Annotated in this window: 25 protein-coding genes and 1 pseudogene; 6 read left to right on the top strand and 20 right to left on the bottom strand. The window is 43.8% G+C overall.

What is annotated here, in order from left to right; genetic code table 11:
• Nucleotides 1-19: 19 nt before the first annotated feature.
• From BTW01_RS01445 to BTW01_RS01395, 11 genes and pseudogenes are all read right to left on the bottom strand, one after another.
• On the bottom strand, nucleotides 20-847 hold the full coding sequence (locus tag BTW01_RS01445) for an XkdF-like putative serine protease domain-containing protein (RefSeq protein WP_162101266.1): 828 nt from the start codon (nucleotides 845-847) through the stop codon (nucleotides 20-22).
• Between the two features lie 19 nt (nucleotides 848-866).
• A complete protein-coding gene (locus tag BTW01_RS01440; RefSeq protein ID WP_162101265.1) occupies nucleotides 867-2,357 on the bottom strand; it encodes a phage portal protein in 1,491 nt (496 codons plus the stop codon).
• A complete protein-coding gene (locus BTW01_RS01435) occupies nucleotides 2,358-3,659 on the bottom strand; it encodes a PBSX family phage terminase large subunit (protein WP_162101264.1) in 1,302 nt (433 codons plus the stop codon).
• The gene (gene xtmA, locus BTW01_RS01430; RefSeq protein ID WP_162101263.1) at nucleotides 3,656-4,453 is read right to left on the bottom strand and encodes a phage terminase small subunit; all 798 of its coding nucleotides are present in this window, start codon (nucleotides 4,451-4,453) and stop codon (nucleotides 3,656-3,658) included. Before xtmA ends, BTW01_RS01435 begins: the two co-directional genes overlap by 4 nt.
• A gap of 117 nt (nucleotides 4,454-4,570) precedes the next feature.
• Nucleotides 4,571-5,080, bottom strand: coding sequence for a sigma-70 family RNA polymerase sigma factor (locus BTW01_RS01425; protein WP_162101262.1), 510 nt, complete (start codon nucleotides 5,078-5,080; stop codon nucleotides 4,571-4,573).
• Nucleotides 5,081-5,193: 113 nt separating this feature from the next.
• Nucleotides 5,194-5,400, bottom strand: a complete 207-nt coding sequence (locus tag BTW01_RS01420; protein ID WP_162101261.1) for an XtrA/YqaO family protein — start codon at nucleotides 5,398-5,400, stop codon at nucleotides 5,194-5,196.
• Entirely contained in the window at nucleotides 5,387-5,746 is a 360-nt protein-coding gene (locus tag BTW01_RS01415) for a phage portal protein (RefSeq protein WP_162101260.1), read from the bottom strand. The genes BTW01_RS01420 and BTW01_RS01415 overlap by 14 nt, the downstream gene beginning before the upstream one ends.
• An 84-nt stretch (nucleotides 5,747-5,830) precedes the next feature.
• Complete coding sequence (locus BTW01_RS01410; protein ID WP_162101259.1) at nucleotides 5,831-5,998, bottom strand: hypothetical protein; 168 nt, start codon at nucleotides 5,996-5,998, stop codon at nucleotides 5,831-5,833.
• Complete coding sequence (locus BTW01_RS01405; protein WP_162101258.1) at nucleotides 5,998-6,798, bottom strand: ATP-binding protein; 801 nt, start codon at nucleotides 6,796-6,798, stop codon at nucleotides 5,998-6,000. Before BTW01_RS01405 ends, BTW01_RS01410 begins: the two co-directional genes overlap by 1 nt.
• Complete coding sequence (locus tag BTW01_RS01400; RefSeq protein ID WP_162101257.1) at nucleotides 6,698-7,534, bottom strand: phage portal protein; 837 nt, start codon at nucleotides 7,532-7,534, stop codon at nucleotides 6,698-6,700. The genes BTW01_RS01405 and BTW01_RS01400 overlap by 101 nt, the downstream gene beginning before the upstream one ends.
• Nucleotides 7,521-7,699: pseudogene (locus tag BTW01_RS01395) on the bottom strand (hypothetical protein). Before BTW01_RS01395 ends, BTW01_RS01400 begins: the two are co-directional and overlap by 14 nt.
• Nucleotides 7,700-7,878: 179 nt before the next feature.
• Between BTW01_RS01395 and xre the strand changes: the two are divergent.
• Together xre and BTW01_RS01385 are read left to right on the top strand one after the other, a co-directional pair.
• Nucleotides 7,879-8,220, top strand: coding sequence for an HTH-type transcriptional regulator Xre (gene xre / locus BTW01_RS01390; RefSeq protein ID WP_162101256.1), 342 nt, complete (start codon nucleotides 7,879-7,881; stop codon nucleotides 8,218-8,220).
• A gap of 161 nt (nucleotides 8,221-8,381) precedes the next feature.
• Nucleotides 8,382-8,978, top strand: coding sequence for an ImmA/IrrE family metallo-endopeptidase (locus BTW01_RS01385; protein WP_162101255.1), 597 nt, complete (start codon nucleotides 8,382-8,384; stop codon nucleotides 8,976-8,978).
• A 44-nt stretch (nucleotides 8,979-9,022) separates the two neighbouring features.
• On the opposite strand, the gene BTW01_RS01380 is transcribed toward BTW01_RS01385, so the two are convergent.
• Nucleotides 9,023-9,859, bottom strand: a complete 837-nt coding sequence (locus BTW01_RS01380; protein ID WP_162101254.1) for a manganese catalase family protein — start codon at nucleotides 9,857-9,859, stop codon at nucleotides 9,023-9,025.
• Between the two features lie 73 nt (nucleotides 9,860-9,932).
• Nucleotides 9,933-10,535, bottom strand: a complete 603-nt coding sequence (locus BTW01_RS01375; protein WP_162101253.1) for a poly-gamma-glutamate hydrolase family protein — start codon at nucleotides 10,533-10,535, stop codon at nucleotides 9,933-9,935.
• Between the two features lie 106 nt (nucleotides 10,536-10,641).
• Here BTW01_RS01375 and BTW01_RS01370 point away from each other — a divergent pair, with 106 nt between their 5' ends.
• On the top strand, nucleotides 10,642-11,019 hold the full coding sequence (locus BTW01_RS01370; protein WP_162101252.1) for a PH domain-containing protein: 378 nt from the start codon (nucleotides 10,642-10,644) through the stop codon (nucleotides 11,017-11,019).
• Nucleotides 11,020-11,057: 38 nt separating this feature from the next.
• On the opposite strand, the gene BTW01_RS01365 is transcribed toward BTW01_RS01370, so the two are convergent.
• Nucleotides 11,058-12,011, bottom strand: a complete 954-nt coding sequence (locus BTW01_RS01365) for an N-acetylmuramoyl-L-alanine amidase (RefSeq protein WP_162101251.1) — start codon at nucleotides 12,009-12,011, stop codon at nucleotides 11,058-11,060.
• Nucleotides 12,012-12,133: 122 nt separating this feature from the next.
• On the opposite strand from BTW01_RS01365, the gene BTW01_RS01360 reads away from it, so the two are divergent.
• Nucleotides 12,134-12,388: a YciI family protein gene (locus tag BTW01_RS01360; RefSeq protein ID WP_162101250.1), complete on the top strand. Its 255-nt coding sequence runs from the start codon at nucleotides 12,134-12,136 to the stop codon at nucleotides 12,386-12,388.
• Between the two features lie 31 nt (nucleotides 12,389-12,419).
• On the opposite strand, the gene phrA is transcribed toward BTW01_RS01360, so the two are convergent.
• The 3 genes from phrA to BTW01_RS01345 form a co-directional block, all read right to left on the bottom strand.
• Complete coding sequence (phrA, locus tag BTW01_RS01355; protein WP_162101249.1) at nucleotides 12,420-12,554, bottom strand: phosphatase RapA inhibitor PhrA; 135 nt, start codon at nucleotides 12,552-12,554, stop codon at nucleotides 12,420-12,422.
• Complete coding sequence (gene rapA / locus BTW01_RS01350; protein WP_162101248.1) at nucleotides 12,544-13,680, bottom strand: response regulator aspartate phosphatase RapA; 1,137 nt, start codon at nucleotides 13,678-13,680, stop codon at nucleotides 12,544-12,546. The genes phrA and rapA overlap by 11 nt, the downstream gene beginning before the upstream one ends.
• Nucleotides 13,681-13,824: 144 nt before the next feature.
• Nucleotides 13,825-15,096, bottom strand: a complete 1,272-nt coding sequence (locus tag BTW01_RS01345; RefSeq protein ID WP_162101247.1) for an ATP-binding protein — start codon at nucleotides 15,094-15,096, stop codon at nucleotides 13,825-13,827.
• Nucleotides 15,097-15,243: 147 nt separating this feature from the next.
• Here BTW01_RS01345 and BTW01_RS01340 point away from each other — a divergent pair, with 147 nt between their 5' ends.
• Both BTW01_RS01340 and BTW01_RS01335 read left to right on the top strand, forming a co-directional pair.
• Nucleotides 15,244-15,708, top strand: a complete 465-nt coding sequence (locus tag BTW01_RS01340) for a DinB family protein (protein ID WP_162101246.1) — start codon at nucleotides 15,244-15,246, stop codon at nucleotides 15,706-15,708.
• A gap of 201 nt (nucleotides 15,709-15,909) precedes the next feature.
• Nucleotides 15,910-16,674, top strand: coding sequence for a sulfite exporter TauE/SafE family protein (locus tag BTW01_RS01335; RefSeq protein ID WP_162101245.1), 765 nt, complete (start codon nucleotides 15,910-15,912; stop codon nucleotides 16,672-16,674).
• Nucleotides 16,675-17,041: 367 nt separating this feature from the next.
• Here the strand turns inward: BTW01_RS01335 and BTW01_RS01330 are convergent, their stop codons facing one another.
• The 3 genes from BTW01_RS01330 to BTW01_RS01320 form a co-directional block, all read right to left on the bottom strand.
• The gene (locus BTW01_RS01330; protein ID WP_162101244.1) at nucleotides 17,042-18,220 is read right to left on the bottom strand and encodes an NAD(P)/FAD-dependent oxidoreductase; all 1,179 of its coding nucleotides are present in this window, start codon (nucleotides 18,218-18,220) and stop codon (nucleotides 17,042-17,044) included.
• Between the two features lie 39 nt (nucleotides 18,221-18,259).
• Entirely contained in the window at nucleotides 18,260-18,682 is a 423-nt protein-coding gene (locus BTW01_RS01325) for a DUF1641 domain-containing protein (protein ID WP_162101243.1), read from the bottom strand.
• A 382-nt stretch (nucleotides 18,683-19,064) separates the two neighbouring features.
• Entirely contained in the window at nucleotides 19,065-19,571 is a 507-nt protein-coding gene (locus BTW01_RS01320; RefSeq protein WP_162101242.1) for a cupin domain-containing protein, read from the bottom strand.
• Nucleotides 19,572-19,607 lie beyond the last annotated feature (36 nt).

Genomic DNA, 19,607 nt, shown 5'->3' with positions numbered 1-19,607 from the left:
TCCTCCTCCTTGACTGGTTTTACAGCAGTCCGCTCCAGATTGATTTTTTCACTTGCTCTGTATTGCCGCCCGCATCGTCCGCTGTCTGCTTAGACGCGCCTCGCGCTTTTTCCAACGCCTCGATGCGCTCGATCAGCGGGGCAAGCATATCCTCAACGAGCTTTTTCAGACGCTCGTCATCACCCGTCTGCTCAGGCTTTTCCTCCGTGTCTGTATTTTTTTCAATCCTCTCAAGCCGTTTGAGCAGAGGATAAAGCGCATTCTCGAATGATTCTTTCATGTCATCTTTTCTCATTGCTTCAGTCTCCTTCCCTGTTTTGTCAGCCAGCATCTGCTTGAATACACTGAGGAATCCCGCTTTTTCAACCGGCTCTTCCTCATACACATCAGCAGTGCCTGCCATGCTGTAGCCTGTGATGATTCCAGCCTTGATCTGTTCCCACACCTCGTCAGACGCTCTCGTCACGAGCACCCACGATCCCTTTGCAATTCGCTTTGACCCAATCATAAAGTCATCGGGGGCCACATACGACTCGACTACGACGCCGGTTCCGCCTTCAAAGCTGTGGTTTATATCAATCTCCCGCGCCTCCGCGAGAAAGCCGTGCGCCGCTTTTTCAATTTCCTCAGCGGTCATAAAATCGCCGTGGGCATCTGGAACCTCAGGCTCATATACAATTCCGTACACGAGCTTTTGTTCATCCTGCTCACTTTTAGTAAACAGCCGAACCTTTTTTTCAAATGACGGAGGTCCGTCTGACTTTGTAAAGAAAAATTCTGTCTGGTTAGCCGCCTTGTCCACATAGCTGACAAAGCTGATTTTGGCATTTTTCAATTCCCGCGCCACCCGCTTGGTTCACCTCCCTTCAGGATGTTTTCATAGCTTCGATGCTTTCTTTCAGCTCCTGCATGAGCGCAGTCAGGTTTGTTTTTTCCGCATCCTGCCCTGCAGGCCGTTTATAGGCCTCCTCAGGCCACTCCTCCAGCGTTTTGCCAAGCACCCGCCCTGCAAGGTCGCGCAAATCATTCGGCGAAACCGCTCCGGCTGTAATAAAAGGACCGAGCACTTTCGCAATCTCAAGCGGATCACGAAAGTCCGGTCCTTTTAATGTCAGCCTGACGTCATGGATATTCAGCTCCGGCAGAAGCAGTGTGTTCAGTTTATTTACGAGCGTTTTTCGCTCTGGCTGAAAGACCTGCTCCTCCGTAATTTTTCTGGCGGTATCAGCTGTCGCCCGGTTGTATTCATGAGCCTCGCCTGTATACAGCGGCGGGAGGCGGAACGCCGAGCGCAGCTTATTTCTGCTTTTTTCATCGTACTCAAGAAACAAGGCGTCGTTTTGGAGAATCTCCGCCAAGGATTTGATTTCCACGGACACCGGCGTAATATCCTCGCCCCCGTGAAGATCCTTCTCTTTCGCGATTCCTTCCGCTTCAATCAGGAGAAATTTATGGGCGTTTTCCACGCCTTCAAGATCATTCATGTACTCCTGCAGCTCCCGGTAAGAAGCTTCCGACAGCATCCCGTTTTCCACTGTGATGGCAGCGGGTACGTGACGGCCTTGCTTAAAATACATAAAATTGAGCTCTTCTGCTTTTCGGGCTCCGTATAAATTGACGATATTTCCGACCCAGCGGGGCACACCGTATACGCCGCTTCCGATTTTGAGGTGAATGGCTTCATTCGCTTGATACTTCTCTGCCAATGCACGTACATATTCACCTGTGCGCATGTCCATTTTTCGCGGATCGCCGAATTCCTTGAAAAATACTTTCTTTCCATTGATCATCTGCACATATTTCCGGAAACGTTTTTGCCTTTTGATCCGTTTCACTTTCCCATTTTCTTCATATGAAAAAGAGACCTCGATCGGTTCACCGGCTCCGCATACACGCATATTTTTCACATCTAAATATTCAATGCCGGCCGGTTTCCCCATCCCGTCGCGCAACACTTCCATAAATCCATTGCCTGTTTTTTCTCTGTCTTCGATGGCATAGCCTACAATCATTTCGGCTGATTCGTCAAAATGAAGACATTTATAAAAGGCCTCTAGTCTGCCCCAGTCTTTTTCTGCTCTTTTCTTTTTCGTCTGATCGACGTCACTCGCATTGAAATCAAATGTATACTCAACATCAAAGCCAAAACCTGTAATATTGACCCTGTACGCATCTATGCATTGCTGAAGTATCGTTGAATATTCAGCAATGGTTTTGAGCTCAGTCAGGTTGTAGGGCGGGGCGATAATATCATCTCCGTACAGCTCAGAAAAGTCATCTTCATAGATTTGCTTTGTCTGAGGAGCGGCGGCATTGGCTTTGAATACAGTCGCTCTGACTGTTTGATTGTTCGTCATTTATGATCTCCTCCTTTCCCGATTCGGCCGGATTCGTTTGTCTGCTGTCTCTTTCATGTCAGCAACCTCATAGTCATCGAGCGCATACCAAATAGCAGAAAGCGTATGCGGGTCAATCGTGAATTCATCTTCAATCAGCGCGCCGTTTTTATCTTTGGCGTACGTCAGCGTTTTGAGCTCATAGATGACATTTTCACAGCGGTCCGAACAGAAGATCTTTTTAAATCGTTTTACTTTTTTGGTGTATTGAAGCCTGGAGCCCGGATATTTTTTGGCTCCGACCATTCGAAAGCCTTGCTGGCGGAAATATTGGATGCTTTTCGGCTCAGCGGAGTCGGCTTTGATCAATTCCTGTGTGTCAATAAACTCACGCAGCTCCTCAGCCGTCCTGTCATCTGTCATTTTGTTTTGATAATACTCCCAATAAATGTAGAGATGTTTTTTTTCTGGGTCGACAGCAAGCCTGACGACAGCATTATAGGATTCCTCAAACCCAAAATCCATGCCTGTGCGAAATATCGGCTTGCTGATAGCTGCGATGTGTTCTTTTACTTGTTCATGCGGGAGCACCTCGAACTGCGGCAGTACCCTGATCCCATTGACGCCGAATCGTCCTTTACGGGCAATTCGATATAGGTCTGGGTCATACGCCTTGAGTCCGTCAAGCTGTTTCACATAGCTTTGCGGAAGAAAGAGATTATCGTTTGCTGTGGAATGATGATAATACGTATCTCCCTTTACAATCGTCCGCTTTTCGTAAAGCTCACTGTCATCCAGCACAAATCGGTTATTGCGTTCATCCCGAAAAAAATGCCGGTACGTCCAATTGGAGGTGCCGACGGGATTGGTGGTGCAGATCATGTGCAACTTCAGCTCAGGATGGCGAAGACGTCCGATTAATTCCTTAAAGCCTTCATACTTCACCTCTGAGCACTCTTCAATCCATATTAATGAAATGTTATGAACTGATTTTAATTTCGCCGGATTATCCATTCCTTTAAACATGATCCGGCTGCCGTTTTGAAAGCGCAGCTGCAGCGGGGAAGAAAGAGAGGCCACAGCCCTTGTGAGACCGAGCTCTTCAATCACCTCTTGAAACAAAGCAAAGGTCGAATCCCGATGGGTATCGAACACCTCGCGGATGACAAGAGCAGTCCGCTTTTCCTTCAGCAGCTTTAGCACGATTTTCAATGCGGTATGATAGCTTTTGGATGAGCCGTAGCCGCCGACGAGAAATTGGTACGTCTGCTCCCAATTGAACACGTAATCTTCGAAATGAGGGTTGATTTCTTTTACCATCATGGCTTGTCCTCTTTTCGTTTAATCATGATTTCAATCGGCTCTTGGCTGTCATCTGTTTTCGCCGCTTTTTGTTTGGCAAGCTTTAATTTTTCGTTTTCGATTTTTTGTTTCAATTGATCCGGAAACAAATCAAAATATAAGGACAGCTTCTCGAGCGCCTTCATTTTATCGGCGAGTTTGATGGCGATGCCTTCTTTGCCGAGCTTCGCTTCTGTCACAATTGTGCCATCAACGAGTCCGGAATCTTTGACATCGACAAAGCTGATTTCCTTCATAATTGGGTTATCATCTTCGTCAAACAGCGGACCCGATTTCCCGACAGCCTGGACCTCTTTTTTTCCAAAGGTCACATAGTCTGTAATATCCGCAAACGCGATCTTGATATAAACCTGCAGCACGTCCATCGCTTCAATAAACATTTCATTGACCATTTCTTTTTTAATGCGCCTGATTTCAGCAGCGACCTTTTCATTCTTTAACAGCCGGCTGCCCGTCACATGGGCGCTGTCTGGAGAATAGCCCGCTTTGATTGCTGACTGTGTAGCATTGAAGCTTTTGACGTAATACAGGCAAAACAGCCGCTGACGTTCATTTAATTCATCATTGTCTACACGGTACTGTTTTTGTTCATTTCCGGCTTCAGAAAATAAGGCCTCTTTCCATTTGTCTTGTTTTTTCCAAGTGCCGATTGTTTTTGCAGAAACACCGATTGTGTCCGCAATCGCCCTGTTTGTGACTTTCCCCTGATATTGTTGATAGATTGCTAATGCTTGTTCGCGCAGTTGTGTTTTCATGCTACGGCATCACCGCCACCTCCAGCATGGATGTCTATTCATAAAAGCGGCTGCTCTTGCCAGCCGCTTATGTGTCATGCTCTATTCACTTATAGGTGGCAAACGTATGACAAGTTTTCAGGCAAGCGAGCAATTCATTTCTACCTGCTGTCTTTGCATCTTTCCAATTGCACGTTTGATGGTCGTTTGCACAGTCGATTTTTTTACGCCAAGAAGATCAGCAATCCGCTCATAAGAAAAGCATTCTACCTTATGCAGCAAAAACATTTCTTTTTCTCTGTCCGTTAACAGCGATAACGCTTCTCGGATTCTTTCTCGATCTTCTTCTGATATCTGTCCGTCCGGCTCGAACATCATAGCACTGGAAAATGATTCGATGATTCTCGGGTCCTTGATCATCAGCCTCTGGTAAGCGTCACGCCGGTCAATCGCCCGTCTGATGCCGGGCTGCCTACCTTTTTCAAGCCATTCTGTTACATATTCAAGGTCGGTAATTATATTTCTGATGATTTTTTTATCCTTCAGCTCTTCAGCCGAGAGCACAGATTCATCTGCTTCAGCGAGCGATTTATATTGTATTCTTGTTTGTTTTAACGTGCGTTTATATTCAAATAGTAAGTCTTGCATTCTATGATCCTCCTCATTTTGGCAATAAAAAACGGACACCAATCAACGCACAAATGCTGTGCAGTTGATCAGTGTCCGCAGGCTTTCCGTCTTGGACGTATTCTGTTTTTGCTTTAATTTAATTTATAGCCGATTTCAAATTCCACGCGGGCAAGGTCTCCCTTTCTCGTTTCAACAAGTGTTTTACCGTGTTCCGGTGCTTCTGTGATCCATGCTTCTTGCTTGATTCCATCCATAATAATCACACGGATTTTCCCGTTCTCCAGCTGGCTCCCCAGTGTGATAGAATTGATATTTAATAGTTTTTTAGGATTGATCATGCTTCTTTTCCTCCCTTTTCGGCGCAGCGCTTGTTTTGGCTTTTTCTAATAACTGAATGATGCGCTCCTTTGAATGAACAGAATTCCCTTTCAGAAAATCAAGAGCTGCTTGAGACGCTTCCAAAAGTTCAGGCGCAGCCGCCATCAAGGCGGCATTGCTTGTTTGCGAATAAGAGCTCGGGTCAAATACAGCGGCAATCAGCCGGCCGTTTGAATAGGGGAATCTTTCTTTTTCTTCTTCGCTGTACGCTGAATAAATATAAATCGGTTTCGCCTCCCCGCACGGGACAGCACGCCACGGCGCTGGGCTTTTCTCCGCTTGTTTTGTTTTTGCCAACACTTTCACTTCCCGTCGTCCTTATACCATTTTTCAATGTTTTTTTCGGTTCTTTTTGCCCTAAACAGCAAAGCAATTAGAGCAGTCAGTTGTTTAATCATAGATATTCAGCCTCGCTTTTCCCGCGGCCAGCATTTGCTCCAGCTTTCGAATGACCGGTGTTAAATCAGTTCCGGATCGGCAGTTCGGACATGGATGAAAAACGGCTCCAATCTCGGTATGCTCCACAATGACTTTTTTTGTTTGACAAAGCTTGCACATTATCTGATCCCCTCCAATCTATGATTCAGCTCGTACGCTGTTCCTTTGATGATTACCAAGTAATCACTGCACATTTCATAAATTCTCGTGCCGAGCGCTTCATCAACTCCAACAAGTGTTTCAATCCTCAGCTCGCTCGAAAGCAAAATTGGTTTATGATTTAAGTAGCGGTAGTTAAGCACCGAATACATTTGCTCTAATTGCCAGTCTGTTGCGCGCGGTTTGCCGTTAACCGGTTTAAACAGGTCATCTATGAACAGCAAACCTGCCTGCTTCATTCGGTTCAGCTTCTGTTCCAAGAGGTCAAAGTCATCTTTCAGATCAGTAAAACCTTCCACGAACGGAAAATAAATGACCGGCACATGGCGTGTTCTCATTAATTCATTGGCAGCAGCAGTCAAAAGGTGCGTTTTCCCCGATCCCGGCTGCCCGAGAAGAGCCATGCTGTTTTTTCGGCTGTCCTTAATATTTTCGTAATCGGCCACATACTCTTTTGCACATTCAAACGCGTCTTTTATGGCCTGCGGCTTTCCCTCCGTGCGGAATCCTCTGAAGTCCAGCTGTCTGAAGGCGTGCGTAATCTCGCTGGCACCGAGCAGCCGCTTTACCTTCCGTTCTGTCGTGCAGCTGCACATCGTCCAGACTTCCAGATCGTTTTGCCGGATGAGATAACCTCCCTGATCCTTGCATTGCGGGCAATCATACCGGCTTGCGTCTGATTCGGCCGGTTTGTCCGCCAGTAATGGACGTCTCCCTCTTTGCAGCTCGTCCAAAATGTGCTCGATTGTTCGTTTTGTCATGTCTTTCCATCCTCTCATGTTGAATTGCGGCATCCTTTTTGGCTTGCTGCGCGAAAAATCGATCTTCAATGAATTTCGAGCAGTAGCGAAAGGCCTTAATTGTTTCCGAAGCGGCTGTCCGCCGGTTTTCAAAGGCTTGAAAGCATTCCTCAAGCCATTTGATTGTTTGCGTTAATGGAACGCCGATGGCGACAATACGGGCGATGGCTTCATAATCTCTTGAGGAAGGATACACGGTGCGTCCTTCTTGAGCCGACCGTAATTGTGTAAATCGCTTCGCAATGTGATCCACTGCATCATCAGCAGCAGTATTTATATTTGTTTTATCTATATTAGAGCGGACATCTTTGTCCGGTGTCTGCGGCGGAAATGGCCGTTCCATTGTGCTCCGGTGTGCCGTTTTGTCCGATCTGAAGCTGAATTTTTTAGAACGCTTTACTGAAATCATCAATCCATATGGAGCACGGACAGCTTTTATGTACTCATGGGTTTCGAGAAGTTCCAACCATCTTCTGACAGTTTTTTCACTTACGCCGAAAACAGCCGCCATCTCTCTCGCTTTTAACGGCTTATGGCCAAGCACAATTCCCCAGCTGACACCGCCTTTTTCAATTTCTTTTGTTGTTGAGCTGATGAACCAGAGAAACAGCCATAGTGACGGACCTATTTTGTCATAATGTTCTGAATTTAACAGTCCTGAATACATTGGAAAAGGATAGCTTTTATCGGTTTTCATTGTAAGCCGCATCTCCTTTTAACATCATATATGTTTGAAACTGTTTTCCGTTTCAAAGCGAAACACCGGAAGACCGCAAGCCGTAAACGAGATGGTGCCGCCGGATTGTCCAAGATGGCGATGATCTATGGGATTTTCACTAAAAACAATGTGGATGGGATACATATGATCACTCCCCCTAATCTGTTTTCGATACGTTTTGTATCAACTGTTACCAAGTATAAACGATACATTCCGTATCATCAAGTTATTTTTGATACTTTTTTTATCATAACTTTATTTTGATACAGATTGTATCTATAATCAAAAGTAACTTAGGGAGTTTAAAAAAGAGAGGTCATAGCATGATAGGCGCCAGATTGAAGAGTCTCAGAGGGAAAAGGACACAGGAAGAAATCGCATCACATATCGGTGTGTCACGGGCACGATATTCCCACTATGAAAACGGGCGAAGCGAACCTGATTATGACACACTGCAAAAGCTGGCTGATTACTTTCAAGTAACGACTGATTACTTGCTAACAGGGAAAGAAAAAAATTCCGACGATGATACATTCTCAGATCCAGACCTGCAGCTCGCATACCGGGATATGCAGGATTTTTCCCCAGAAAGCAAACAGCAAGCTATCGAATTTATCAACTATTTAAAAGAAAAAGAGAAAAACCGCAAACCAAAAAATAAATAATTCTTTCCCTGTTCTCTAAAACATATAAGAAATAGACCGATATAAAGAAAAAGCTGTTTATTTCTTTTAGAAAAGGGAAAGATTTCAACATACTTTCCAGTCCTATAAGGGCTTTTCTTTCTCGCTAAAAATAGAACATACGTTCGAAAGGGAGTGTTCAATTGGGCAATTACTTATCACATCTGGAGGAATACGTAAAAAATGTATACAGCCGGCTGGGTATTACTTCCCCTCATCACATTGACATGCTGAAAATCGCAAAGGACCTCGATATTTGGGTTCATTTTGAGGATACGGGGAGCATGATGGTCAAATACGACGGCATGTACAGTATCGTATTGAATCAGAGAAAATCACGGGAAGAACAATGGGAGGATTTTGGGCATGAACTGTGCCACGTGTTAAAGCATGCAGGCAATCACTTTCAGATGAGCAAGCTCTTCAGAGAATTGCAGGAATTTCAGGCGAATCAATTTATGTACCACTTCTGTGTGCCAACCTTTATGCTGTTGCAAATGGAACTGCCGCAATGGAGGAGCCAGGCGCTCGCTACAATCGCAACGGTGTTCCGGGTAACAAAGGAATTTGCGGAAAAAAGGCTTGAAATGTTTGAACGGCGTAAAGCAGGTATTCAATTTCAGAAGCGGCTTTCTTACTTATTATCACACAAACGGCCACATGTCTACGAAGAAAGCGATCAGCAGCACTTGCAGGTTGCTGAAGAAAAAGCGTTATATCATACTGGCAAATACAACTGATCGAAAACGTGCTGAAGACAAATGTCTTCAGCACGGCAGAAAAACTAGCATTTTGACATTGGAGGGATGGTATTCTGCAGCCACATTGGCGCCGGTTTGAGATGAGGTGCAGATGCGAACGCAATTGGAGCAGGGATATACCTGAACTCGCCCCGTCCGTCAAAGGCTTCGCCATGAGCCCATCTTCCTTGTGAGCTCTCATCCCCTCTGGAAAAGTTAAACAGATCATAGGACACTTCCTGCTTTTCAAGCTCTCGCGGGAACGTCGTCGGAACGACTATATCCCGTTCCCTTTCTTCCAGCTCTTTTATGGCCGCATACCACATATTTTGATGATAAGTATCCCTCGCAATCAAAAATGACAGCATATCTCTCACCCCAGGATCATCAGTCATGGCATAAAGCCTTGTCACCTGAAGGCGCCCTTGCGATTCCGCATTTAAGTTTGCGCGAAAATCCGCCAGCAAATTACCGCTAGAAATAATGTATTTCGCATTCCATGGATATCCTTCACTATCAGCTGCCATTGCACCTAAACCGGCGACAATGGCATGCTGCGGATTCATCCCAGACAACACAGCTGCAACAGCCGGGTCACTTTTATAAGCATTTTCCTGCACATCAGCCGGTGCGTTGTCCAAAAGTCTCGAGATCATCGTGGCAAGCATTTCCACATGCCCGATCTCTTCTGTCCCGATATCATAAAGCAAATCTTTATATTTCGCATCTGCACGGCAGTTAAAACCTTGAAACAAATATTGCATCATGACGCTGATCTCACCGTATTGGCCGCCCAGCACTTCTTGAAGCTTTTTCGCATATACCGGATCGGGATGTGCTGGCTTTGCTTGATATTGAAGCTCTTTAATATGGTAAAACATCTTCATTCCTCCCTACACTTTCGCACAGCCTCAGCGTATGAAGGAATGGGCCAATCGTGCAGGTCCGCTTCATTTATTCATAAAAGCCAAGCTTAACAGCCTCCACATATCGATAGAACAGACCGCTTCGTGTGTAGCATTCATCACAGCAGCCAAAATTACAGAACAATTCCTTTCGCTGTGCCGTGCTGACTTCTAATTGCAGTCCCATTTCCCTTTTCGTCCGATTGACAATGTTTTTCGGATGAATACCTGCCAGCCCGTCTTTCTCACTCGTGAGCTCAGCGCTGAAGCCCGCTTCATTCAGCCGCTCACAAATGAGCCTTGCTTTTTTCCGATTCGCGCCTCCAACCAATGTGTGCGGGGTATTCGGATCATGATATCCGTGAAATGCCAATGCACAATGATGGGCATTCACTTTTTCTAAAGCCAGCGGCTCGTCAAAACGTGTGCTTGTCAGGTGTAAAGAACGGTTGTTTCGCTGCTTCACACCTTCAAACAAATAAATGGAACACTGATCCGAAAATGCCCGCACCAGTTCACTGACGCCAGGCTCTATTCTTCCGCCGTGGGGACCGAGAACAATAAGCTCACTTCCGTTTTTCTCCTCATATATAATCCGGTACTCCGACTCAGAAGCAGAAAGGGCTGCAAAGCTGTCATATATATCTTTCATGTTAAACGCTCTCCTTTTTCAATCAGCACCAGTTTACTCTACTCGTCTATGAATGAAAACCTTTTTTATTGTATGATGTAATAAAATACGAATGAGGAGAGATAGGATGGGATTTATTGATGGATTAATTGGAAATGCGTCAACATTGTCAACAGATGCGGTAAAAAAAGAGCTGGCTCCTATTTTACTGAATGATGAGAGTGTCGAGGCCGCATTTAAGCTGGTTCGTGACTTAATTGTCTTTACTGACAAGCGGCTTATTCTTGTAGATAAGCAGGGAATCACCGGCAAGAAAACAGAATTTCAATCGATTCCGTACAAAAGCATTTCTAGATTCAGCGTGGAGACTGCTGGCCGCTTTGACCTTGATTCAGAGCTGAAAATTTGGATCTCGGGTGCGGAACTTCCAGCTGTCTCAAAGCAGTTTAAAAAAGATGAAAGCATTTATGATATTCAAAAGGTGCTTGCCGCAGTTTGTATGTAAGAAGAAAAAACGGAAGCTTGGCAGCTTCCGTTTTTTGATTATAGCTTTTCCGCTATTTTCGCTTTCGTTTTCGGACCGTAAATCCCATCTGCCGTTAATCCATTGACAGACTGAAATCGTTTCACGACATTTGCAGTTTTCGAGCCATACATGCCGTCAACCCCATGATTTTTCGCACCTTTATCAGGATAAAAGTAAAGAGCTGCTAAAGCGGTCTGCACTTGTTTTACGTTTGTCCCTTTCGTCAGAGGACTTGTCACTTTAATCACTCCGGATGGGAGCGGATATGAGGATGCGGCATGGCTTTTAGAAGCAGATGCCGTCTGCGGCAGTTTGATCACCTGACCGACTACGATATGATTCGGGTCAGTGATATGATTAATGCTTTGCAGTGTTTTCATACTGACTCCGTGTGATGCGGCAATCCCTGACAGTGTATCGCCTTTTTTCACATGGTATTCAGAAACCGAAGAAGGAACTGATACCTTTTTTGCTGACGCGCTTCTATTTAGTTCCTTTTCAATTGCCGCCTTTACTTGATCCCACCGCCCTTCTGATAAAATACGGTGCGGGCAGTACTTTCCGCTCCAGTCCTGATGCTTTCTCACCCGGTCTATTCCCCAGCCGCGCTCTTTCAGCACCTGAGCCACGAAAGAAATCGCCAAGGCTTCGGCCTTTTCATATTTTTGACCTCCCGATTTGCTGTAGCAAATCTCAACACCAATTGATTTGCGGTTTCCTGGACCGTTTGTGCCATCACCCGTGTGCCAGGCATTTCGATTTAACGGCAGACCTTGAATCACCTCTTGATCATCCACTGCAAAATGAAAGCTTGTCGAGTTGGTGTTCCCAACCATATAGCTGATTTCATTAGCCGCTGACGCATCATTTGCCGTGTTATGAATGGTAATGTATTCAGCTGACATCATATTGGGGCACTTCAGCGCGTATTTTGCTTCTGAGACCAAATTTTTCTTTACTTGAATGCTCACCTATCATCTCTCCTTTTTCTTTTTCATCAATAGGTGGCATTCGTAGGACGAAAAATGCGTATCTTTCGTCACCGCTATATGGATAATAGTGTTAAAATAGTATTCAAAAGGAGTGTATGATCATGAATACATACTTAATGCTAACAACGAGAACACAACAATTTAATCAGGAGCATGCGGCCGGACACTATGAATTTTTGGACCGCTTACAGGACGAAAAGCGCTTAAAAATATTTGGGCCATTCAGCGACGCCACAGGCGGAGCCTATGTTATCGAAGCAGGTTCGCTGGAAGAAGCGGCGGAAATCGGATATACAGATCCGCTTGTGGCTAACGGATCTTCCGAGCTGACCATAAAAGAATGGAAGCTGATATAAAAAAGACCCCTGCGGGTCTTTTTTGTTATGATCATGTTTGATTTCGTGCCGCAATATGAAATGTTTTCCCCTCTGTATCTGTTGTTTCTCCTGCATGGACCATCACCTGAGTAAAGCTGAACCCGACCGCAATGAGCAACAAACCTGATATCCATTTAGATTTCATATAAACAATCTCCTCTCTGGATTTGTTTTTGTGCGTGCACCATTTTCTCATAAAATGAAATGGCTTTTTCAGGCTGTCCGTTTTCTATATAGAATTGGGCAGCATCATGTGCCAGCTCTTCAATATAAGGATACAGCATATGTTCTTCAAGAAATTGAAAGGTATGTGAGACTGATTCTGTGTCAATATTTTCCCCGTACAACGCATGTAAAAATCGAAAAAGCTTCATAAATAATTCATCACCGTATTGACAGGAGATTTCCAATCCTTCACGATACTTTTTTTGCGCTTCGGCATCATTTTTTTGTTTATACAGAACCTGAGTTAAAGAGTAGATAGAATGCGGAAGATTATCGAACTTTTCCGACTTGCAAATAGAAACAGATTTCTCAAAGTATTCGGCTGCCTTTTGCAGTTCACCCATTTTCTCATAGCAGTTTCCGAGATTATACAGGGCTGAACTGATCAGGCGGGGATTGCCTTCTTTCTTTGCAAGATCTAAAGCCAGTTCTAAGTGGGGCAATGCTCTTTCTGGATACTGCATGTCATCATAATTTCCTGCAATAACGAATTCACATTGGATTCTGCGGACGGTGTATGTTTCATACATTTGGTAGGTTTCTACTGCCTGAACGGCGTAGCTCATCGAAACATAGGTTTGTTTTAAATTGTAAAAAATCTCAGCCATTTTAAAAGCAAATTCGGCTTTCTCAATATCATCCGAAACGAGGGCGAGATTCTTTTCTGCCCGTTTATAATACATCATGGCACTAACAAACATTTTCTGCTTAAATTCATACATGCCTCGAAAAAAATGAAAATAATAATCGAGAAGCCCTGTTAGCTTGTACTGATTCCCTTCAATGTCTTCTAATAATTCTGAAAACTCAAGGTGCGACGTATCCTCTCCAAAAGGCTTAATGTAATCCAGCATGACTCGATGTCTGAACTCCATTAAAGAATAATACAGCAGCAAATCTTGATCTTCTTCCATATCCTCAATTTCTCTTTTTACTTCGAGCTTGACCCGTTCGGCTTCAGCAACGTGGAACTGCCGGATATGGGTATACCATTCATTAATTTTAAGCCCGACAAATGAGGATGGAATCGTCTGCTTCATCTTCAATTAATCCCCCCTTTTTGACTTACCTGTTATATGTCATATTTTATCATATTTTCAAGAAAAAGAAGAACGCAAAAAGACCGCAATTGTCAAATTTCGGCTAACCGCAACAAAAAAGCACAGGTTTTTCAAAACCCGTGCTTTCTTTTAGTGAAAACCAACTTTGTTTCTTTCCATCCAGCTTCCCTGCCGGCTTTTCCTATGCTCTCCTGTCATGTCGTTCACCATGGTTTCAATCTGAAGGTTTCCTTCTTGGTGCCATTGAAGGGCTGAAGATACATATAATTCTCCCAGCTGTGCAAAGGAAAAATCATCTGTAAGCTTTGCAGTTTTTTTTATTTCCCCTTCACTCATAAAGATGTCGAAGCCTCTCATTTTCATATATTCCAGCCGCAATTCTTCATCCGGAAGCCCGATTTCATAAGCACGGTCAAACCGTCCTGCACGATTCATCAAACCTGGATCGATCTTTTCGGGATAGTTTGTCGTACCGATGAGAAACAGCCCCTCTTTTGATGTTGCGCCGTCTAGTGTATTGAGAAAATAGGATCGCACATCTTCCGGCATCGAATCTATATCCTCGATGACCAGAACGGCAGGAGCAAGACGTCTCGCCGCCTGAAACACTTCTTCTATTGTCTCGCTTGACGTAAATTCAGTAATTTGCCAATAGGCAACAGGTGCATCGATACTGCCTGCGATTGATTTCACTAATGTCGTCTTTCCGTTTCCGGGCGGTCCATATAATAGAATACCGCGCTTGTAAGGAATATCATACATTTGATAAAACGATTTATCACTATGAAAAAACTGATCAATTGATCTGTATATCTCTTTTTTCAATTGAGGCTCCATGATCACCTGACTCCGTTGAACCTCTTTGACAATGGCTTCCTGCTCTCTTGACATCCCTCCATCTTCATCCGTAAAAACGGTCACTTTCTGCTTGCTTTGTTCCCAGAGACGCGGTCTGACTTCCTCTAGGAATGCACGCATCTTTTCATCATTCACTGCAAACAGACAATCGAAACTTATAATACTCCCATCTTGAAAATATGGAATTCTGGCAAAAGCAACCCCCTTTTCTGGATATGCATATACACTGTTTCTTATCGATTTATGGACGGTATAATCCGGCTCTTTTTCATCTTCATCGTAAGCAAATGTTTTCTTTTCAAGCTTTTCAAATATATAAGCCACATGCTCAGACTCTATTGAACCGCTGCGGACATCTTCTTCAAGAAGCTCCCAGTATTCAGTATTCGGGTCATCACTGGCATAGAGCTCATAAAAAACACCGTACTGATCATATAGCGTCTTTTCAATCCGTGTGATCAGATAACCGAAAGAACCGTATCCTGCAGCAGCTCTTTCCGTTTCTTTTTCTTCATGCTGATAAATGAAAGGTATGTTTGTCATGTTTGTACTCCATTTCAAATTTTGTTAACGTTATATATACGAGTGACATCATATTTAGTTTCATCCCACAGCATATTACTTGTGAATTGATATCCGTTGATATAGGATTTCATTGCACCATTATTTTTACATATGGAGGAGATCATATTGAACCAACCCAATCAAATTGTCAGTCATTTCTTATCTCACCGAAACGTGACCAATGAGTTGGCTGAAAAAATCAGTAAAGACCAGTACAGCTACAAACCGGCTGAAACGTCAATGTCAGCGGAAGAGCTTGTCAAACACATTCTGACGTCTTTCCACTTGTTCGCAACTGTCATTAAAGAAGGCAATGCTTCACCATTTCAAAACAAACAGGAAGATACAGAAACAGACCTCAATAAGCTGGCAAAAATGTACACAGAAAAAACAACCGCTATTCTTGAACAGCTGACTGAAGAGCAGTTAGACAGAGAAATTGATCTGACAGCAGTTTTCGGCAGAAAAGTCACAGGCAGCTCCCTTCTTCAGCTTGCAATGGAGCATGAAATTCACCATAAAGGCAATTTGTTTGTGTATGTACGGGAAATGGGTCATACAGAGCTTCCTTTCTATCAGCAGCGCATGTAAGAAAAACGTGAAAAAAGATACCTGTTTAGGGTATCTTTTTTTGTGCCTCCGGCTCACTTCCCAATCTTGTCTAGACACTTATTATAGGGCAATTGAATACAGATATGAGCAAACCAACATTTCAAGCAGATAACGCACAAAATCATGACCTAATTATATACAATCTGATAAAAATAGTCGGGTTTTCAGGAGGCCTTTATCATGAGTGTAAGCATCATATTGATGGGTTTGTTTGTCGGAGCCTTAGTCGGATTGACGGGAGTGGGCGGAGCGGCCTTATTGACTCCTCTTTTAATTGTGCTTGGAATTAATCCTTCCATCGCCGTCGGTACGGATCTAGTATATAACTCGATCACAAAGCTGTTTGGCGTTGCCTCGCATTGGCGGCAGAAAACGATTAACTTCAAACTAGTAAAATACTTAGCCATCGGCAGTATTCCGAGTGCTTCGCTAGCCATTGGCATACTGCATTTGTTCCCCGCCTTTCATCAGCACCAGGAAGATATTATTAAGCATGCTCTTGGCTATGTGTTAACACTAGTCGCCATTTCAATCATCGTTCGTTTGTTTTTGGATCGAAAACTTCGCCCGAACCGCTGGCAGCTGATGCCGCTTGAAAATAAGCGGACGCTGACGATTCTCATTGGGATCGTGTTTGGATTTATTGTCGGATTAACATCAATTGGTTCCGGGTCATTATTTGCCATTGCCATGATTTATTTATTTAACATGAAAGCGTCACAGATTGTCGGAACTGATATCGCACATGCCTTTCTTCTTGTTACCGCAGCTGGTATTATGAACGCAAGTTTTGGGAGCGTAGATTACATGCTGGCAGCCAACCTGCTGCTCGGTTCAATTCCCGGTGTGCTGATTGGAAGCCATCTCTCCCCTCGATTCTCTCCGCGTCCGCTGCAATTTATTATGGCGTCTATCATTTTGATCAGCGGCTTAAAATTGATTTAATGAAGAAGGCTATCCTCTCGGAGGATAGCCTTCTTCATAGATGGTATCAAAAGAATCGACAGAGCATCCCTAGTTCCCTTTACATTTGATTTCACGATCAAATCCCTTGTTCATTTAACATATGATGAATGCTGAATCTGAGTGAGTTCAGTAGCAGATCGCGATCGGCACGGCTTTCTCTCAATCAATCGGACACACACCTGATAATGTAAAGCTCTTCGATCCCATCGGCTGTCCTCCGCATAACTGTAATAGAGTATTGCAGTTTATTTTTCAAGCGAAAACATTCCTTTCAAAAATAAAAAAAGACATTGCTGGAAAGCATCCCATAAGGAATGCTTTCTGCAATGTCCGAGTTCATAAAGGATTAGTAAGCTAGGCTGAAAAGTCCTTTAATATGTGTCAAATATCGTACATTACTTGCTTCTTTCATCAAGGAAGCAGGAAGACCTTTAAGCGGTGTAGAATTAGCACCAATAATAGCAACCGCGTCTTTGCGTCCAAGGCTTGCAAGTGTACCAGAGTTTACTGGTTTGAATGTTTCAAGTGTTTTGCCTTCTAAGTAAGCGAATAGGTTGTAACCGATCAGCTCACCCATTTGCCATGCGATTTGTGCAGTTGGCGGGTATGGACGGCCGTCCGCACCAAAGTAAACTGCGCTGTCTCCGGCAACGAATACATCTTCATGAGATGTAGATTGCAAGAAGTCGTTTACTGTCGCACGTCCGCGGTTCACTTCAAGACCTGATTCACCGACTAATGGGTTACCTTGTACGCCGCCAGTCCAAACAAATGTGTTGGCAATCACTTTAGATCCGTCTTTCAGATCAATCACGTTTCCATCTACATTTGTAACAGGAAGGCCTGTTAAGAACTCAACACCGCGTTTTTCAAGGCTTGCAGTCGCGCGTTCGATAAGATCATCCGGAAGAACTGGAAGAATTTTCGGACCTGCTTCAACCAGTTTCAATTTAATTTCTTTATGGTCTACGCCATATTTTTTCGCAAGGTTCGGCATGATGTCAGCAAGCTCACCGACAAGCTCAACACCTGTTAAGCCGCCTCCGCCGATAAGGATTGTTGCATCAGCTTCATTTTTCGTTTGAGAGTACTCGCGCACACGATCTTCAACATGTTGGAAGACTTTGTTCGCATCGGCAGCAGATTTCAATACCATGCTGTTTTCTTCAAGGCCTGGGATGCCGAAGTATGCTGTTACAGAACCAAGACCTACAACAAGCGCATCATAAGTTAATGTAGAACCGTCAGCAAGCGCAACTTCTTTTTTATCAACAGAGAAAGAGCCTACTTCCGCGATTTTAAGATCAATGTCTTTGTCTTTGAAAAGTTTTTCTAATGGCATTGCAACCGCTTTTTCAGACACGTTGCCTGCTGCAAGACGGTGTAATTCTGTAATAATTTGGTGAGTTGGGTATTTGTTTACCACTGTCACACGTGCTTGTTCTTTTGTATAGTGTTTGCGAACTGTTAGAGCAGAAAGAACTCCGCCATAACCAGCGCCTAAAATGACAATATGTTTTGACATCGTATATCCTCCGTCCTTTATATCAATTTGAATCTAAGATTATTTTTGGTTTTCGCGTTCGTTCATAACTTCAAGGTAGCTGTTAGCAAAACGGAACAGCTTTTGAGCTTGAGGATCTTTCAGCATGCGCAACAGGCCGAAAAGACCAATCGTTTCGCTGCTGGTATCCGCACGGTCTTTCGCCTCGATTGCAGTTGCAGCTACTTCTTTCGCTGTTTCTTTTACTGGCTCAAGCATTTCAGTGATCGCACCGACAGTGTCGCTTTTTAACACTTCGTCAGTTGCTACAGACTGAGCGAAATCATAAGACTTCGTTAAAATATTCACTAACTCAGTCAGCTTTGGAAGTTGGTCAACTAAAACAGTCAGTGACTCTTGAACTTCTGGCTTTAGCAGCTGATCTACAAGATCTTGCTGGCTTTGGCTGACAGACGCATTTTTTTGATCGATTGTTTCTGGCATATCCAATTCTCCTTTACTATAAGCAGTTTGCAGATTTTTTTGGAAAGGGTAGTGCCTCTCCCTGTTCTCACGCTTGAAAGCATAAGAATAAGGATTGTGAATTCATGCACAATCATTTACAAAAATAAGTGTTTACTACCCAGTTTTTCATCTTGCCATATTCAGTATTATTTTTATCTCAAAAATAAACTTTTGAATAAGTCAAAAATCCTTTACTCTCTCTGAAAATAGCAAACACAAAAAACTCCAATTCGATTACCTTCTATATGATAACACTTTTTGAACAAAATTTGAACGCGAATTGCTTCGATTATGAAATTAATTTATATGGAGCCCATGTCATAACATTTCTTCAACACTAGTTATTGACAATCCAGCAATATTATCCCCTTCTTTTTGCCCATATTTCCAATAGAGGCTCTCTTCTTCCTGAAATCGGATCTTTCATTGGTAATGACACCTGCCTGATCTGTTTCACCGCTTCCTCCCGTTCATCTGAATCTCCTTTTTTCACATCATAATGAGCGCCTTCCGGATAGGCGCCAATGACCGTAAAATCGTCGCTTGCGCTTATCCTTTTATGACCAACTCCTGCTGGTATCACGACTGCGTCGCCGGATTTGAGAGAAATAGCGGCTCCTTTTTCTCCCCCAAACTGAATGACAGCTTCTCCCTGCACTGCAATCAAAACTTCATGCGTATTGCTGTGATAATGATGATATGGGAAAACACTCCCTGACCAGCTGTTTGACCAGCCGTGCCGATTGATGATCTGCTCTGCCTGGCGGGTATCCTTGAGTGCGTCTTGATATACAATGAGCGGATAATGAGGGTGATTCGGAATCCTTCCGTCATCCTGAAAAAAGTGCGTTTGCGTCTCTATTCCCATCAAAACCACCTCCCTATTTTTGTCTTCCACACATAG

The organism is Bacillus sp. SKDU12 (genome assembly GCF_010093085.1).
GTDB classification, from domain to species: domain Bacteria; phylum Bacillota; class Bacilli; order Bacillales; family Bacillaceae; genus Bacillus; species Bacillus mexicanus.
Note: the sequence above shows the minus strand (reverse complement) of the source record. Positions and strands in the feature narration are given on the sequence as shown.